The following is a 17,274-nucleotide window of genomic DNA, read 5'->3' on the forward strand; positions in this document are numbered from 1 at the left end:
CCTGTCCGGTCATGCGCCTACGTCCGACGGACCGGCTGCCAGTTACAAAGGAGTAACTTCATCCGTAAAGGTTGGCCATGCGAGTTCACCGCTTTCTTTCATTCCTCGCTCCGTTGCTGGCCGTCGGCTTCATCGCCACGGCGCCGCAGCCTGCAGGTGCGCAGCCCAAGGCGCGCTTTGCGCCGGAGATCAGCAGCTTCCAGGTCGACGTGACCGACCAGCTTGCACCCGGCAGCGACCTCAGCTTCACGCTGGAAGGCTCGCCGCGCGGGCAGGCCAGCGTCCGGCTGAGCGGCATCAACAAAAACATCGTGCTGCGCGAAGTCGAGCGCGGTGTTTATGAAGGCTCCTACACGTTGAGCCGGCGCGACCGGCTCGGCCCGCAGCCGACCGCGACCGCCACCCTGCGTGTGCGTAATGCCTCCAAGGTCGTGACCCAGGCCTTGGCCGCAGGCCCGCCCCCGGTGGCCAGCCCGCCGCCGCCTCCCGCCGCCCCACCCCTGGCGATCGAACGCTTCACCGTCACACCGGTGGCCCGCATCGAGCCCGGCGCCGAACTGCGCTTTGCCGCTGTCGGTACACCCGGCGCGCGCGCCACGCTGAGCATCGACGGCGTGGTGCAGGGCGTGCCCATGCAGGAGGTGCGCCCGGGCCGCTATGAAGGCGCCTACACCATACGCCGCAACGACAACTTCCCGCCCTCGCTCAACATCGTCGCCACCCTGGAGGGCAACGGCCAGACGATCCGCTCGCGGCTGAACCAGGCGCTGCTGGTGGACGCCCGCCCGCCCACCGTGCGAAACCTTGCACCGCAAAACAATGAGACCGTCGCAAGCGGCCCGGTGTCGGTGTCCGCAACGTTTGATGACAGCGGCGGTGTCGGCGTGGACCCCAAGACCGTGAAGATCATGATCGGCGGCCAGGACGTGACGCGCAATGCCAGCATCACGCCCCAGTTCCTGACCTGGCGCGGCGATTTGCGGCCCGGCGCCCACTCGGTGGAAGTCACCGCTGCCGACATGGCCGGCAATGCCGTGCGCCAGACCTGGGTGTTCAATGTGGCCAGCCCGCAAACCCCGCCGCCGGCCGCCATGCTGCCCCTGCAGATCACCAGCCACGCCAACAATGCACAGATCAGCAGCGGCACCGTCGAGGTACGCGGGCGCACCGCCCCGGATACCAAGGTGGAGGTGCAGGTCCAGGTGATCGCCTCGGTGGCCGGCTTTTTCGGCATCAACCAGCAGGTGCTGAACCAGACCCTGCGTTCGGATGCCGGCGGCAACTTTGTTTTCAGCTTCAAGCCGCAAGTGACCGTACCCGGCGCGCGCTACGAAGCCACCATCACGGCGACCAGAGGCGACCAGCACAACGAGACCCGGCTGGTGCTGTTCCAGCAACGTTGAGATCAAGGAATTTGCAGCGGAAGCAGGCCCTGCGCGGGCCGTTCCGGGCAAACAGGGAAGCGGGGTGACGTGCGCCGTCGAACGGAACCGCATGCGGATAGCGTATTTTTGACATGCAACGCGGGACGGCCACTCGCCTGTTCAGACGGGCAGCCCGCCGCAAACAACCCAAAGGAATTTTCATGAACTACTCCATCATTTTTTCAGCCGCATTGACGGCCCTGGCCCTGACCGCATGCGAGAGGCCGACTACTGTCGTGACTCCTGCGGCTCCTCCGGCAGTAGTCACGGTTCCCGGACCCGCTGGCCCGACAGGCGCGACAGGCGCGACTGGCTCCACGGGCTCCGCTGGCTCGACCGGATCAACCGGGTACACCGGCGCAACGGGTTCCACGGGCTCCACTGGCTCGACCGGGTACACCGGTGCAACTGGAGACACTGGCGCAACGGGTGATACCGGGGCCCAAGGCCAGCGCGGCAAAACCGGTGATACCGTGGTCATCGTTCCGGCTCCGGCGAAATGAGTTCCCGATACGCCCGGACGGTATCGGGCGAAGCTATCGGGCCATGGACAGTGCGGTCTTCGCGCAGATGACCCGACTGCACATCCCCGCCACAGCCCAGGTTGTGGCGGGGATTTTTGCTTTTGGCTTCACCCTGAATACAAAGGCGCTCCCGACGCCGGCAAATCCGCCATCAGCAGCGTGCCGGTGGCCGACTCGGTCATCACGATCTGGTGGGTCCCGGGGCGATAGGCCAGATTGGTCACCGTGCTGCCGGTCGGGCTGCGCACGAAATGGGTGACCTCGCCGCGGGCGTTAAGCACAAAGGCGCCGCCCAGGCTGGCATGCGCCACGACCAGCCGTCCCTCGACATCGACCGCCATCCCGTCCGGACCGCTGGTGCCAAAGAAAGTCTGGAACGCCCCCATTTTCGACAGGGAACCGTCGGGCAGCAGCGGGGCGCGCCACACCGCGTTGCCGCGTGTCACGGCGACAAACAAGACCCGGCCATCAGGGCTCAAGGCAATTCCGTTGGGGCTGGGCGCATTGTTCAACAGCAGGTCGAGCTGGCCGTTGTCGCGCAGCCGGTAGACGCGCCCAGTGGGGTCATGCAGTCCGCTCTGCCCCTGATCGGTGAAGTAGCAGTGACCCTGCGCGTCGAAGGTCAGATCATTCACGCCCTTGAAGGACTCGCTGTTGCGGTGGCCCAGCACGGTGCTGACCTGCCCGGTGGACGGATCCAGCCGCAGCAGGCCGCAGCGGTAATCGGCAATCCACAGCGAGCCGTCTGCATGCAGCGCGGTGCCATTGGGCCAACCGTCGTACTCGGCGACCAACTGCCACTCCAGCGCGGGATCGATACGAAAGATGCGGCCATGCGGAATGTCGGTCACATACAGGTTGCCGGCGCGATCGAAGGACGGGCCTTCGAGAAAGCAGTCAACGATGTGGCCGGGCTTGTTGGCATCGGACCAGTCGCTGCGTTGCGGCCGGCGCAGCACGTCGGGCAGGCGCGTCAGCACGCGGGCTTCAATGAGTTCGGGAGGCGTGAAGGACAAGTTCCACATGATGAAGGTGCCGTGTTGAGTGCCTGCTGCGGTGCCAGCTTACTCGGGCTTGACGCTCGCCAGCTTCGCGACGGCACTCCAGATGACGGTTTCCTGCTTGATGAAGGCCGCAAAATCGGCAGGGCTCATGCCGCCAGGCTGTGCGCCCTGCTGGGCAAAGCGCTCACGCAAGGCCGGATCGGCCAAGGCCTTTTTTATCTCGGCCTGCAGCTTGTCCACGATGGCGGGAGGCGTTCCCCTCGGGGCTGCCAGGCCAAACCAGTTGGTGACCGTGTAGCCGCGCAAGCCCGCTTCCTTGAAGGTCGGCACATCGGGCAGGCTGGGCAGGCGTTTGTCGCCGGTGACGGCCAGTGCGCGCACCTTGCCACCCCTGATCTGCGGAATCGCCGTGGGGCTGGCGGTGATAAGCAGGTCCACCTGGCCGGACATCACGCCCAGCATAGCGTCGCCGGCCCCCTTGTAAGGGATGTGTGTGATGAAAAGCCTGCCTTCCTTCTTGAGCAGTTCCGCCGAAAGGTGGGTGGAGCTGCCCGCGCCGCCCGAGCCAAAGTTGAGCTTTCCCGGATTTTTTTGTGCATGGGCAACCAGTTCGGCCAGCGTTTTAAAAGGCGAGGCGTTGCCCACCACCAGCACTACCGGCGTCTGCGCGATGGTGGTCACGGGCACCAGGCCGTTGGCGTGATCCCAAGGCAGTTTGGCAAACAGCGAAGGCAGCATCGCGTACGTGGTGTCGTTGGTCAGCAGCGTGTAGCCGTCGGGCGCCGCCTTGGCCACCAGGTCGGTGCCTATGGTGCCGCTGGCACCAGCCTTGTTCTCGACATAGAAGGACTGCCGGGTCTGCTCCGTCAGCTTTTGCGCTATTTGACGGGCGGCGTAGTCCGTCGTTCCGCCCGGTGCATAAGGCACCACAATGCGCACCGGCTTGTCGGGCCAGGCCTGTCCTGAGCTTGTCGAAGCGGCGGTTTGGGCGGTGGCCGCGCCGTTCAGGCTGGCCAGGCCAGACAGTGCCGCCGTCATCAGGGTCGTGGTCATCAGGGTGCGTCGTTTGAAGTTCAAGGGTGTGTCTCCGGGTGTGGTTTCTTGGGGGTGGGGGTCTGGGGTTTAACGGTTGCTTTGAGCGATGCTTTCGGCGGAATTCTGGAAAGCCTGGATGGCGTCTTCGCCATAGCCCAGCTCCAGCAGCAATTCGCGGCTGTGCTCGCCCAGCAGCGGCGGCTGCAGCCGGATACCGGGCCGTTTGCCGCCCAGCGTGAAGGGCATCAGCGGCACTTTGGACTGGCTGCCGTCGTTCATCCGGACGGGCGCCAGGCCACCGGTCGCGTTCAGGTGCGGATCCCCAAAAAGCTCTTCAGGCCGCACGATGGGTGCAAAAGGCAATTCGTTGGCTTCAAACACCGCGCGGAGTTCAGCCGCGCTGCGCTCGGCCAGGTGCGAGCGCAGGATGGGCATCATCCACTCCCGGGCGCGCACGCGGTCGTTGTTGGTTTTGAGGCGCGGGTCGACCAGCAGCTCGTCCAGCCCAAAGGCCTTGCAGAAAATCGCCCATTGCTTGTCGCTGACGGCCGCCAGAAAAATCTGTTCGCCGTCTTTCACGGTGAACACGTCGTACACCGCCCACGCCGAAATGCGGCTGGGCATGGGCGCGGCGGCATGGCCGGTGGCGGCGAACTGCATCATGTGCTGGCCCACCAGGAACACATTGTTTTCAAACAAGGCCGACTGCACCTCCGTGCCCAGCCCGGTGCGTTCGCGCTGGCGCAAGGCGGCCATCGCCCCTATGGCGCCAAACATGCCGCCCATGATGTCGTTGACGCTGGTGCCTGCGCGCAGGGGGTCGCCGCTGCGGCCCGTCATGTAGGCCAGCCCGCCCATCATCTGCACCACTTCATCCAGGGCGGTGCGATGCTCGTAAGGCCCGGGCAAAAAACCCTTGTGACTGACATAGATCAGGCGCGGGTGGCGCTGCTTCAGCGTCTCGTAGTCCAGACCCAGCTTCTTCATGGTGCCGGGTTTGAAGTTCTCGCTGACGATGTCTGCCGTGGCAATCAGGCGCAGCGCGGCCTCCACGCCTTCGGGCGTCTTCAGGTCGAGCGCAATGCTTTTCTTGTTGCGGTTGAAGGTCGGGAAAAATCCGGCGCCCGAGCCCAGCAGGCGGCGCGTGCTGTCGCCCTCGACCGGCTCCACCTTGATGACCTCGGCGCCCAGGTCGCCCAGCAGCAGGCCGCAGGTCGGGCCCATCACCATGTGGGTGAATTCGACGACGCGGATGCCGGCGTAGGGCAGCGGTGTGTCGCTGATCTCGCTGTTGCTGCTGTTGTTGCTTTCGTCAGGGATGGGTGTGGCAGTTGCCGTCATGCGTGCGCCCTGGACAAAGCCCCTGGGCAGGCCGGCCTCGGGTGTCATGCCATACACCGGCTCGCCCGGCAGCCCGGCCATCAGCGGCGCGCGCGCGGCCATGAGTTTTTCGAGATCAATGCCGGTCGGCACGCCCATGGCCTCGAACATGAAAACCAGGTCTTCGGTGACGACGTTGCCCGACGCGCCCGGCGCATAGGGGCAGCCGCCCAGGCCACCGAGCGACGCGTCGAAGGTGCGAACGCCTTCGTCATACGCGGCCAGGCAATTGGCCAGGCCCAGGCCGCGGGTGTTGTGCATGTGGGCCGCGCCGGCGTGGCGGCCGATTTCGGCACGCAGGCGCCGGAACAGGCGGCGCACCTGCGCCGGGTTGGCATAGCCGACGGTGTCCGACAGGCCCGACTCGTCGGCACCGGCCGCAATGCATTGCGCGGCCAGCCGGATCACGTCGTCTTCGGGCACCTCGCCCTGCAGCGTGCAACCGAAGGCGGTGGAAATGGCGGCTTCGAGCCTGACGTGAGGCGCGAGATCGCGGCGCAGGTCAGAGATGGCGCGCACTTCCTCGACCATCTCTTCGCGCGTCTTGCGCACATTGGCCAGCGAATGCGCGGCACTGGCCGACACCGGCATCGTCAGCTTGTGCACGCCGGCCGCCAGCGCCGCCTCCGCGCCGCGGCGGTTGGGCACCAGCGCCATCACCGTGAGGCCGGGCAGCGTGATCGCATGGCGCACCACCTCAGCGGCATCGGCCATCTGCGGCAGCAGCCGGGCCGGCACGAAGGAAGCCACTTCAATTTCGCGCACGCCGGCTTTGTAAAGCGCGTCAATCCAGCGCAGCTTGTCGGCTGTCGGCATGGTGGCCTTGACCGATTGCAGACCGTCGCGGGGGCCGACTTCACTGATCAATACGTGAGAATTTGACATGGTTGCATTCATTAAATAATTCTGTAAGATAGAACGTCGTTCTTTCTGTTGAAATAATCACTGAAGCTCGGACGCTTGTCAAGCGTCCAGCGGCAAGGTCCGCTTCATGATCAGGAGTTACCGATGCCCCGCAAAGCCCACACCGAATCCCTGGCCGACAGCCATGCCGCGCCCGGTGGCGCCGCGGCGGTAGACCGCGCGCTGACCCTGCTGTGCGCTTTTCAGCAGGGCGATACCGCCTTGAGCCTGGCCGAACTGGCCAGCCGCACCCAGCTCTACAAGAGCACGGCGCTGCGTTTGTTGGCCTCGCTGGAACACGCGCGGCTGATTCAAAAACTGGAGGACGGCCGCTACGGGCTGGGCAGCGAGGTGGCGCGGCTCAATGCGATTTACGCCGCCTCCTTTTCACTGGATCGCGTGGTGCTGCCCGTGATGCGGGCGCTGGTGGCGGCCACCCGCGAGAGCGCCGCCTACCATGTGGCGCAGGGCGATGCGCGGCTGTGCCTGTACCGGGTGGATTCACCCCACCCGATCCGCGACCACATCAAGGCCGGTGACGTGCTGCCGCTGGACCGCGGCACGGGCGGCCGGGTGCTGATGGCCTTTGGCCCCCGGCGCACCACCGGCCTCAGCGCCAAAGACAAAAACCTCCATGCCCGCATCCGGGAGCAGGGTTACTTCTCGGCCATGGGCGACCGCCTGGCCGGCGTGGCCGGCATTTCGGCGCCGGTGTTCAAGGCCGACGGCAGCCTGGCGGCAGCCTTGACGCTGACCATGCCGACAGAGCGCTATGACGAACGCCACGTTCAGAAGGTGCTGGAGGCCGCCCGCAAGCTGAGCGGCCAGGTTTGAGCCGCACGAACAAAAAAACCACCAGACACTACTTTTCAATAGCAGCAGGACCCGCAATACCGTGGATTGGCGGCGACTGTTTCTTCATCGAGGTGTTGACGAGCCGGGCTGGCAGGTCACTCTGGCTGCGCATACCCCCTGCACAGACTCATCAAGAACGAGTTAAATAGCACTGAATGAGCCTTGAATTTCTTCAGACACTCCATCAAACTACCCGGATAAAAGTCACAAATAAAACGATATTCAGTTAATTAATAACCAGCCTTGTATCAAATAAAGTAGAGCCTATGGAAAAACCCCGTGCGCTCGCCCCTGTCCCGATCCGGGGCGTGCTGTTTGATGCCTATGGCACGCTGTTCGACGTCTACAGCGTGGGCCTGCTCGCGGAGCAGCTCTTTCCGGGCCAGGGGCAAACCTTGGGGCTGCTGTGGCGCGACAAGCAGATCGAGTACACACGCCTGGTCACCACCTGCAATGACGGTGCGCATTACCAGCCTTTCTGGGACCTGACCCGCTCCAGCCTGCGCTATGTCTGCAAGCGCCTGGCGCTGGACCTCACGCCCGAGCGCGAGCAGCGGCTCATGAACCAGTACCGGCACCTGTCGGCCTTTCCGGAAAACAAGGGCGTGCTGCAGGCGCTGAAAAAGCGCGGCATCGTCACCGGCATCCTGTCCAACGGCGATCCGTCGATGCTCGACGTGGCCGTGAAATCCGGCGGACTGGAAGGCCTGCTGGACCACGTGATCAGCGTGGACAGCATCCGCAAATACAAGACGCACCCCGATGCCTATGCCTTGGGCCCGCAACACACCGGGCTGGACGTGCGGCAGATCGCTTTTGTCAGCTGCAACGGCTGGGACGCGCTGGCCGCCACCTGGTATGGCTACCAGACGCTCTGGATCAACCGCTACCAGTTGCCGTTTGAAGAGCTTGGCACCGCGCCCACGTACACCGGCAGCAGCCTGCGCGACGTGCTGACACTGCCGGGCATGAACCTGCCTGGCGCTGCGGCATGACACCGCCTTCATACCCTCCAACGTTTTATTTTTTACAAGGGACGACCCACCATGACCACCACGACCACTGAACGCACGCCCGCCCACCGCCTCCAGGTGGCCACCGGCCTCTACCGCTTTATTGAAGACAAGGTGCTGCCCGGCACCGGCGTTGACAGCGCGGCCTTCTGGCAGGGCTTTGACGCCATCGTGGCCGACCTGGCGCCCAAAAACATTGCCTTGCTGGCCGAGCGCGATCGCCTGCAAAGCGAGATCGACAGCTGGCATCAGGCCCATCCCGGCCCCATCACCGACATGCCGGCCTACCGCGCCTTTCTGGAACAGATCGGCTACCTGGTGGCGCAGCCCGCCAACGTGACCACCACCACCGCTGATGTCGACGCCGAACTGGCCGAGCAGGCCGGCCCGCAACTCGTGGTGCCCATCCTGAATGCCCGCTACGCGCTGAACGCGGCCAATGCCCGCTGGGGCTCGCTCTATGACGCGCTGTATGGCACGGACGCCATCTCCGAATCCGGCGGCGCCGAGAAGGGCAAGGCCTACAACCCGCTACGCGGCGCCAGGGTGATCGAGTTCGCGCGCACCTTCCTCGACCAGGCCGCCCCGCTGGAGGCTGTGTCGCACAAGGAGTCGGCGGGCTACACCGTCGTGGACGGCAAGCTGGTTGTGACGCTGACGAACGGCGGCCGCAGCAGCCTGCAGGACAACACCCAGCTCATCGGCTACCAGGGCGACGCTGGCGCCCCCTCGTCGGTGCTGCTCAAGCACAACGGCATCCACATTGACATCCAGATCGACCGCAGCACACCGATTGGCCAGAGCGATGCGGCCGGCGTCAGCGACCTGGTGCTGGAGTCCGCGCTGTCCACCATCCTGGACCTGGAAGACTCGGTCGCCGTGGTGGATGCCGAAGACAAGGTGCTGGCCTACAGCAACTGGCTGGGCATCCTGCAGGGCACGCTGACCGAAGAAGTCAGCAAGGGCGGCAAGACCTTCACGCGCGGCCTGAACCCGGACCGCCGATACACCGGCGCGCAGGGCGGTGAAGTCACGCTGCACGGCCGCTCGCTGATGTTTGTGCGCAATGTTGGCCACCTGATGACCAACCCGGCCATCCTGTATGAAGGCGGCAGGGAAATTCCCGAGGGCATCATGGACGCGGTCATCACCACGACCATTGCCATGCACGACCTCAAGCGCAAAGGCCAGCCCGGCATCAGGAACTCGCGCGCCGGCTCGGTCTACATCGTCAAGCCCAAGATGCATGGCCCCCAGGAGGTCGCGTTTGCATCCGAGCTGTTCAGCCGCGTCGAGGCACTGCTGGGCCTGCCCGAGAACACCGTGAAGCTCGGCATCATGGACGAAGAGCGCCGCACCAGTGTCAACCTGAAGGCCTGCATTGCCGCGGCCGGCGCCCGCGTGGCTTTCATCAACACCGGCTTCCTGGACCGCACCGGCGACGAGATGCACACCGCCATGCTGGCTGGCCCCATGATCCGCAAGGGCGATATGAAGACCAGCGCCTGGATTGGCGCCTATGAAAAGAACAACGTGCTGGTGGGCCTGTCCTGCGGCCTGCGCGGCAAGGCGCAGATCGGCAAGGGCATGTGGGCCATGCCCGACCTGATGGCCGCCATGCTGGAGCAAAAGATTGCGCACCCCCGCGCCGGCGCCAACACCGCCTGGGTGCCCTCACCGACTGCCGCCACCCTGCACGCGCTGCACTACCACCAGGTGCTGGTGTCGGATGTGCAGAAGGAACTCGAGAAGATCGATGCCAATGCGGAACGCGACAACATCCTGAATGGCCTGCTGCAAATTCCGGTGGTCGCCGAAGCCAGGTGGCCGGCGACGGAAAAGCAGCAGGAGCTGGACAACAATGCACAGGGCATCCTGGGCTACGTGGTGCGCTGGATCGACCAGGGCGTGGGCTGCTCCAAGGTGCCCGACATCCACAACGTCGCGCTGATGGAAGACCGCGCCACGCTGCGCATTTCGAGCCAGCACATCGCCAACTGGCTGCACCATGGCGTGGTGACGAAGGATCAAGTCATCGAAACCTTCCAGCGCATGGCCGCCGTGGTCGACAAGCAGAACGCCAGCGACCCGCTCTACCAAAACATGGCGGGCCACTTCGACACCTCAGCGGCTTACAAGGCCGCCTGCGACCTGGTGTTCAAGGGGCTGGAACAGCCGAGTGGCTACACCGAGCCGCTGCTGCATGCCTGGCGGTTGAAAGTCAAGGCGGGTACGGCTTCGGCTTGACGACGCCATCTTCCCGATAGCGATAGCTAACGGCGAGTTGGGGCGAGTTGGCCGTTGATCATTTCGCCAGCTTGCGGTAGAGCGTTGCGCGACCGATATTAAGCAAGGCAGCCGCGGCGGTGACGTTGCCGCCGGTTTGCCGCAGCGCCGCATCGATGGCCTGCTGTTGCGTCTGCCGCCAACTCAACCCGTCGTCGGGTGCACCGGTGCGCGGACGAGCAGAAGGCACTCCCAGGCTGGATTCATGGTCGGGTTCATGGTCGGGAAAATGACTCAGGGTGAGCGCTTCATCGGCTTCCAGCAGCGCCAGTGCCAGTCGAAGCGCATGGCGCAATTGGCGCACGTTGCCCGGCCAGCGTCTGCTTTTTAGCGCCCGGCGCAGCCCGGCGTCGAGCAGCCGCGGCGCGCAGCCCTGCTCCGCCAGCAAGGCGTCAAGGACTGCGTTGAAATCACTTCTCATGCGTAGCGGTGGTATCTGCAACTGAAAACCACTGATGCGGTAATAGAGATCCTCGCGAAAGAGCCCCGAAGCCACCAGCGCGCGCAGATCGCGGTGGGTCGCGCAGACGAAGCGCACGTCCACCCGCACCGCCCGGGTCGCACCGACGCGCAGGACTTCGCCACTGTCGAGCATGCGCAGCAGGCCGACCTGCAACTCAAGCGGCATGTCGCCGATTTCGTCAAGCAGCAAGGTGCCGCCTTGGGCCGCTTCGATTTTGCCGGCGCTGCCGCCACGCCGGGCGCCAGTGAAGGCGCCTTCGACATGGCCGAACAGCTCGGCGGCCATCAACTGGGGAGCGATGGCGCCGCAGTTGATCGCTATTAACGGGCCGTCGTGGCGATGACTCACTTCGTGCAGGGCGCGGGCTGCGACTTCCTTGCCAGCACCGGTTTCGCCCGTTACCAAAACCGGCAAACCGGCATTGAAGGCGCGCAGCGCGCGTTCAAAGTCGGCGGCAAAGGACACATCGCCGAACTCAGGCCTCGGCGCGGTGCGCGGCGGCGCTGAACGGTTGGGCGTGGCAACGGATCGCGCCATGGGCGGCACGCCCGAGGCGCGGGCGCGCAGCTGCACCCCGCCACGCAGACGCAGGCTCAGTTCGCCGCTCGCCTGGCTTGCCGCAGCGGCGAGCGTATCGAAACGGCCGTCAAACAGGTCGCTGAAGCCCAGCCCCTGCGGAACGAAAGGGACATCGATCAGATGGCGCGCGGCGATGTTGGCCGCCAGCAGGCCGCCATCGCGGTTGAAGGCGAGCCAGGCTTCATCGCTCGCATCCTGCGTCTCCAGCCGCAGCCGCACGAATGCCGGGAGCGCCTCGAAAAGCTTGCGCTCGATGCGGCGGGCGCAGCGCTGGGTCAACGCCACGGCACCGGCCGCCAGGCCCGGCATGTCGCGCGAGATATCAACCGCGCCGACCACGCGCCCCTGCGGGTCAAACACGGGTGCAGCGCAACAGTGAAAGATCTGGTTGTCGGCAAAAAAATGCTCGGGCCCGAGCACGCGGACCACCCGCTGCTCGGTCATCGCCGACGACATCGCGTTGGTGCCAATCACCGCCTCAGACAGGTCTACCCCGGGACGAAAGGCTTGCCGTAGCGGCTCGCTACGGCGGTCGGTGCAACCCTCGACCGCCAAGGCTCGTCCCTGGACATCGGTCAGCAGCACGGCATAGCCGGCGTCCGACACCGCGCGGGCGAGCGCATCCAGCTCGGGGCGTGCCGCCTCCAGCAATGTGCGCTGGGCCTCCAGCAAACGGGCCAGTGCGAGACGGTCCACGGGATCGAATTCCACCTGTTCCGAGGCGCCGCGACCCTGACCCCGGCAGCGTTGCCATGAACGCAGCACTGGGTCGTCAATCAGGCCCGCAGGCGCGCTGCCGTCGTCAAAGAAGGCCCGACGCGCTTGCCAGATGCGTTCGGGAGCGTAGAGGTTCGGCTCAAAAGTAATCGCTTGTTGCACAGGTTGTCTCCAGGGCTGCCAGCACGTATGCGTTTCTCTGGTCGTCTCGATTTGAGACCCCTCGTCTCGTTTTGAGGCGGTATCCCGGTGGGTCGACATGCAGTTTAGTTCATGAAAATACCGCCCAACATGGTAATTACCCGGACGACACCACCACTTTATGCAGTTAACTGCCTTTGTGGCACGCCCCTTGCGGAAGAGGCTGCGTTGGACGGCAGCACTGGTGGCGCCGAACAGCCGGCAAATCCATCAAAAAACACAAGCATTGGAGACAAACACATGGACACCCTTCTTTATCCGCCGCCGAACTCAGGGCACTGGACGGGAAAGATTTACAGCGACGGTTGGGTCGCGGCGCAAGGCGGCACCGCTGCGGTGATGGAGCCTGCCACCGGCGGCACGCTGGGCCAGATCGGTATCGCCTCGACCGCAGACGTTGACCGTGCCGCGCGGAGTGCCCAATCGGCCCGCGCCGCGTGGGCCGCGACCCCCTTTGACCAACGCGCGGCCGTGATGCGCGAGGCCGCGCGGCTGCTGAAGGAGCGCGCCGGCGAAATCAACGGCTGGAATGTGCGCGAATGCGGCTCCATCATGCCCAAAGCCGAATGGGAGCTGAGCGCCACCTACGAACAAATGCTGATGGCCGCCGCGCTGCCGATGCAGGCCAACGGGCAGATGTTCCCCTCGACCATGCCCGGGCGAACCAACTTGTGGCGGCGCGTGCCGATCGGCACGGTGGGCGTGATTGCCCCGTGGAACTTCCCGCTGCTGCTCGCCATGCGCTCGGTGGCGCCGGCGCTGGCGCTGGGCAACGCGGTGCTGCTCAAGCCCGATGCGCAGTCCGCCGTCACGGGTGGCATGTTGATCGCCCAGGTGTTTGCCGACGCCGACCTGCCGGCGGGCGTTTTGCATGTGCTGCCGGGCGGCCCCGCCACGGGCGATGCAGTCGTGCGGCACCCGGCGGTCAACATGATCTCCTTCACCGGCTCGACGGCGGTGGGGCGGCAAATTGGCGAAGTATGCGGTGGCTTGCTCAAAAAGGTGGCGCTCGAGTTGGGCGGCAACAACGCCATCGTCGTGCTGGACGATGCCGACCTGGACGCCGCCAGTTCCTGTGGCGCCTGGGGCGCTTTTTTGCATCAGGGGCAAATCTGCATGCAGGCGGGCCGCCACCTGGTGCACCGCAGCGTGGCCGAGGCCTATTCCCAGCGACTGAAGCAGCGCGCCGAGGCGCTGCATGTGGGCAACCCGCACGCCGGCCCCGCACATTTGGGACCTGTCATCAACGCCAAACAGCGCGACCGCATTGACCAGATCGTGCAGGCCTCGGTGGCGCAAGGCGCGCGCGTGGTGACTGGCGGCACCTACGAGGGCTTGCTCTACCGCCCGACCGTGCTCACCGAGGTGCAGCCGGAGATGCCGGCGTTCACCGATGAAATTTTTGGCCCGGTCGCCCCCATCACCGTATTCGACACCGACGAGGAGGCGGCGGCGCTGGTCAACGCCTCGGCCTACGGTCTGGCGGCGGCCATCCACAGCAGCAACATTTCGCGCGCCATGGCGCTGGCCAACCGCTTGCACACCGGAATGATTCACATCAACGACCAGACGGTGAACAACGAATTCCACGTGCCCTTTGGCGGCATGGGCGCCTCGGGCAATGGCGGGCGCTTTGGCGGTCCGGCCAACCTGGAGGAGTTCACCCAAAGCCAGTGGGTCAGCGTGATGGACAAGCCCATCGTGTACCCGTTCTGATCCCTTTCCTGAGCCCTTTCCCATCGACAACATACCCCCAGGAGACATAAATGAATATCCCCAAAATTTCCCATCGCACCCTCGGCACCTTGCTGATCGGCGCCAGCCTCACCATCGTGGCCGGTGCGGCCCGGGCTATTGACATTGACGCTGGCGACTACACCGCCTTGCCAGAGGGCACCAACGTGGGCTTGCTCTACATGCAGCACGCCAAGCGCAACAGCCTGTACGCCAACGGGCAACAAGTCCCCGGCAACAACGGGCTGGACTCGGACATTGGCATCCTGCGCCTGATCCACTTCACCAAAATTGGCGGCTATGTGGTCGATCCCCAACTGCTGCTGCCTTTCGGCCACCTCAAAGCCACGGGTGCGCTTGGCCCGGTGCTGGGCAAGGGTTCAGGCACGGGCGACCTGATCCTGGCCGCCACGGTGTGGACCATCAATGAGCCCGAGAACAAGCGCTATTTGGGCATCACACCTTTCCTGTTTGCCCCCACGGGCACTTATGACGCGGCCAAGGCGCTGAACCTGGGTGAGAACCGCTGGAAATACGCGCTGCAGGTGGGCTACATCCAGGGAGTCGGCGACAAGCTGACTTTCGATCTGGCCGCCGATGTGACGGCTTATGGCCACAATGACCGCGCCAACCCGGCGGGCCAAACGCTCACGCAGGCACCCAGTTACCAGGTGCAAGGGTTTATGCGCTACGCACTGAGCCCCGGCTGGGACCTGCGGGCCGGTCTCTCGCGAACCCGCACCGGCGAAACCAAGCTCGATGGCAACAGCAGGGCAGACGCCTCGACCATTGACAAACTGCAACTGGGCACGGCAGTCTTCCTGACCCCGAAGACGCAATTGCTGGCCACCTGGGGACGTGACCTGTCCGTCAGCAATGGCTTCAAGGAAGCCTCGCGGGTGAACCTGCGCCTGCTGCAAGTATTCTGAGCATTCCTCACTTCCATACCCCCTCCAAGGAGACAAGAGATGCCCTCCATGCAACACCAGGCCGCAGGCCCAGGCGATGCCTTCCTGCCCGCCATCAACGCCCTGCGGGGACTGTCACGGCGCGACTTTTTGCGTTTCTCCGGCGCCGGCGCCGCCGCTGCGCTGGCGGGCGGTGCCAGCTTCGCGGCACTGCCCGCCGGCGTGAAGTTCATCAACGAAGCAGAAGCCGCCATCTTCACGCGGCTGGCCCAAGTAGTGCTGCCGGTGGCCGGTAGTCCACTGGTCCCGTGGACGCCTGACGGCTTGCTGCAAACGCTGGACGGCGCGCTGCTGGCCACCATGGCGCCACATATTTTGACGGGCCTCAAAGGCGGCATGCAGTACTTCAACGACGGCCCCGTGGCCCTGTACAAAAAGCGTTTCACCGCGCTCGACGACGCCGAAGCCACGCAGTTCTGCGATGCCTGGGGCAATTCCAATCTGCCGCCGCAGCGCGGCCTGACGATGGGGCTGAAGAAGTTGATTCAACTGTCGTACTGGGCCAACCCGGCAAGCTGGGAACCCTTGGGTTACGACGGACCAATGACCAAGCGCCTGGGCCTGAAGTCCCTGGGCAACGCACCGCTGCCGACACGCTGAACATCACCATTCGAGGACACACCACATGAAAAAATCCATTCCCGTGAAGCTCGCCAAGCAGGGCCTCAAGGTCACGCAGGCCGGTGACATCACGCAGGAAAAACTGCACCTGAAGGCCGATGCGGTGATCATCGGTTCGGGCGCTGGCGGGGCCATCGCCGCCTACGAACTGGCGCGCGCGGGCAAGACGGTCATCGTGCTGGAGGCCGGTCCGTACATCCCGTCGGAGAAGTTCACCGAGATGCTGGCCGTCTCGATGGGAACGCTCTACCAGGACCACGGCGGGCAGTCCAACATGCATGGCGATATTGCCATCCTGCAAGGCGCCTGTGTTGGCGGCTCCACGGTGGTCAATGCGGCGCTGTGCTTTCGCACGCCCGATTACTACCTGAAGCTGTGGGCCAAAGAGTTCGGCCTGAGCAACCTCACCAAGGCGGTGATGACGCCGTACTTTGAGAAGATAGAGCGCAACCTGCACATCCGCACCGTCGCCTCGCACGAGACCAGCCCCGGCGCGGAACTCATCGGCATTGGCATGCGCAAGCTCGGCTACCCGCCAGGCAAGGCGCGGCGCAACATCAAGGACTGCGCACTCACCGGCGCCTGTTTCAGCGGCTGCACTTCCGACCGCAAGCAATCCATGCTGGTGACCTACCTGCCCTGGGCCGTGGCGCATGGCGCGACCATCTTCGCCGACACGCGTGTCACGCAAGTGCTGGCCGAGGGTGGCAAGGCCAGTGGCGTGCTGGCCGAGGTCATCGACCCGGCTACCGGAAAGAAGAAGGCCGATGTGCGCGTTGATGCCCCCATCGTCGTGCTGGCGGCCGGGCCGATCCAGACGCCGCTGCTGCTGCTCAAAAGCGGGCTGGCCAATAGCAGCGCACAAGTGGGCAAGAACTTCGCCTGCCACCCGACCTTGTCGGTCACCGCTGAATTTCCCCACGAGGTCAACGACTTCCACGGCGCCACCCACTCGCTTTATATGGACCAGCACACACTGCCCGAGAAAGGCGGCTACCTGTTGCTCAACGCGATCCAGGAGCCGGTGGAGGCTGGCTTTCAGGCCGAGCCCGGCACCGGCAAGCCCTACGTGGCCTACATGACGGGCTACAAAAATACGATCCGCCTGATCAGCCTGATCCACGACAAGAATGTAGGCGAGGTGCGCTGGGAGAACGGTCAGAAGCAGATCCATTACACGGTAGACAACGATGACTTCGATGCGATGAAGAAAGGGCTGGTCGCCACGGCGCGCATTTTGTTTGCCTCCGGGGCGAGCAAGCTTTACCTGCCGTCATCCAACAAGGCGGTGGTCGAGAGCGCCGATCAGGTGGAAAGCGTGATCGGCGCGTTGAAGAACGAACCGGCACGCTACAAATACACCTCCTTCCATCCGCAGGGCACCTGCCGCATGGGGCGCAACCCGAAGACCACCGTAGTCAACCCCTACGGCGAAACGCACGACGTGAAAAACCTGTACGTGGCCGACGCCAGCCTGCTGCCGACCTCGATCGGCTACAACCCCTCGGAGACGGTGTACGCACTGGCAAGCTACATCAGCGACCGCATCGTCAAGGCGCACGCGTAA

Annotated in this window: 12 protein-coding genes and 1 pseudogene; 8 read left to right on the forward strand and 5 right to left on the reverse strand. The window is 64.7% G+C overall.

Annotation, left to right across the window (positions count from 1 at the left end; all coding sequences use genetic code 11):
• Nucleotides 1-77: 77 nt before the first annotated feature.
• Nucleotides 78-1,403 (forward strand): Ig-like domain-containing protein, encoded by a 1,326-nt coding sequence (locus BPRO_RS22560; protein WP_011485384.1) that lies wholly within the window; start codon nt 78-80, stop codon nt 1,401-1,403.
• Nucleotides 1,404-2,055: 652 nt separating this feature from the next.
• Here BPRO_RS22560 and BPRO_RS22565 read toward each other — a convergent pair.
• From BPRO_RS22565 to BPRO_RS30580, 4 genes and pseudogenes are all read right to left on the reverse strand, one after another.
• Nucleotides 2,056-2,973, reverse strand: coding sequence for an SMP-30/gluconolactonase/LRE family protein (locus tag BPRO_RS22565; protein WP_011485386.1), 918 nt, complete (start codon nt 2,971-2,973; stop codon nt 2,056-2,058).
• Nucleotides 2,974-3,012: 39 nt separating this feature from the next.
• Complete coding sequence (locus BPRO_RS22570) at nt 3,013-4,029, reverse strand: Bug family tripartite tricarboxylate transporter substrate binding protein (protein ID WP_011485387.1); 1,017 nt, start codon at nt 4,027-4,029, stop codon at nt 3,013-3,015.
• A gap of 45 nt (nt 4,030-4,074) precedes the next feature.
• Nucleotides 4,075-5,217 carry a CaiB/BaiF CoA transferase family protein gene (locus tag BPRO_RS30575; protein ID WP_232291586.1) on the reverse strand — a complete coding sequence of 381 codons (1,143 nt, stop codon included), beginning with the start codon at nt 5,215-5,217 and terminating at the stop codon, nt 4,075-4,077.
• A 120-nt stretch (nt 5,218-5,337) separates the two neighbouring features.
• Nucleotides 5,338-6,252: pseudogene (locus BPRO_RS30580) on the reverse strand (hydroxymethylglutaryl-CoA lyase); the annotation flags it as partial.
• 123 nt (nt 6,253-6,375) lie between these two features.
• Here BPRO_RS30580 and BPRO_RS22580 point away from each other — a divergent pair.
• The 3 genes from BPRO_RS22580 to BPRO_RS22590 all read left to right on the forward strand — a co-directional run bounded on the left by BPRO_RS22580 (nt 6,376) and on the right by BPRO_RS22590 (nt 10,385).
• Nucleotides 6,376-7,104, forward strand: coding sequence for an IclR family transcriptional regulator (locus BPRO_RS22580; protein WP_011485389.1), 729 nt, complete (start codon nt 6,376-6,378; stop codon nt 7,102-7,104).
• A gap of 287 nt (nt 7,105-7,391) precedes the next feature.
• The gene (locus BPRO_RS22585) at nt 7,392-8,120 is read left to right on the forward strand and encodes a haloacid dehalogenase type II (protein ID WP_011485390.1); all 729 of its coding nucleotides are present in this window, start codon (nt 7,392-7,394) and stop codon (nt 8,118-8,120) included.
• 51 nt (nt 8,121-8,171) lie between these two features.
• Nucleotides 8,172-10,385 carry a malate synthase G gene (locus BPRO_RS22590; protein WP_011485391.1) on the forward strand — a complete coding sequence of 738 codons (2,214 nt, stop codon included), beginning with the start codon at nt 8,172-8,174 and terminating at the stop codon, nt 10,383-10,385.
• Nucleotides 10,386-10,443: 58 nt separating this feature from the next.
• Here BPRO_RS22590 and BPRO_RS22595 read toward each other — a convergent pair whose 3' ends face one another.
• Nucleotides 10,444-12,345 (reverse strand): sigma-54-dependent Fis family transcriptional regulator, encoded by a 1,902-nt coding sequence (locus BPRO_RS22595; protein ID WP_011485392.1) that lies wholly within the window; start codon nt 12,343-12,345, stop codon nt 10,444-10,446.
• A gap of 279 nt (nt 12,346-12,624) precedes the next feature.
• Here BPRO_RS22595 and BPRO_RS22600 point away from each other — a divergent pair, with 279 nt between their 5' ends.
• From BPRO_RS22600 to BPRO_RS22615, 4 genes are read left to right on the forward strand one after another with little or no spacing between them, the layout of a single operon-like run.
• Nucleotides 12,625-14,100, forward strand: coding sequence for a benzaldehyde dehydrogenase (locus tag BPRO_RS22600; protein ID WP_011485393.1), 1,476 nt, complete (start codon nt 12,625-12,627; stop codon nt 14,098-14,100).
• A gap of 50 nt (nt 14,101-14,150) precedes the next feature.
• Nucleotides 14,151-15,047 (forward strand): transporter, encoded by an 897-nt coding sequence (locus BPRO_RS22605; RefSeq protein ID WP_011485394.1) that lies wholly within the window; start codon nt 14,151-14,153, stop codon nt 15,045-15,047.
• A 39-nt stretch (nt 15,048-15,086) separates the two neighbouring features.
• Nucleotides 15,087-15,686: a twin-arginine translocation signal domain-containing protein gene (locus tag BPRO_RS22610; protein WP_011485395.1), complete on the forward strand. Its 600-nt coding sequence runs from the start codon at nt 15,087-15,089 to the stop codon at nt 15,684-15,686.
• 25 nt (nt 15,687-15,711) lie between these two features.
• The gene (locus tag BPRO_RS22615) at nt 15,712-17,274 is read left to right on the forward strand and encodes an FAD-dependent oxidoreductase (RefSeq protein WP_011485396.1); all 1,563 of its coding nucleotides are present in this window, start codon (nt 15,712-15,714) and stop codon (nt 17,272-17,274) included.

The organism is Polaromonas sp. JS666 (assembly GCF_000013865.1).
Taxonomy (GTDB): Bacteria; Pseudomonadota; Gammaproteobacteria; order Burkholderiales; family Burkholderiaceae_C; genus Polaromonas.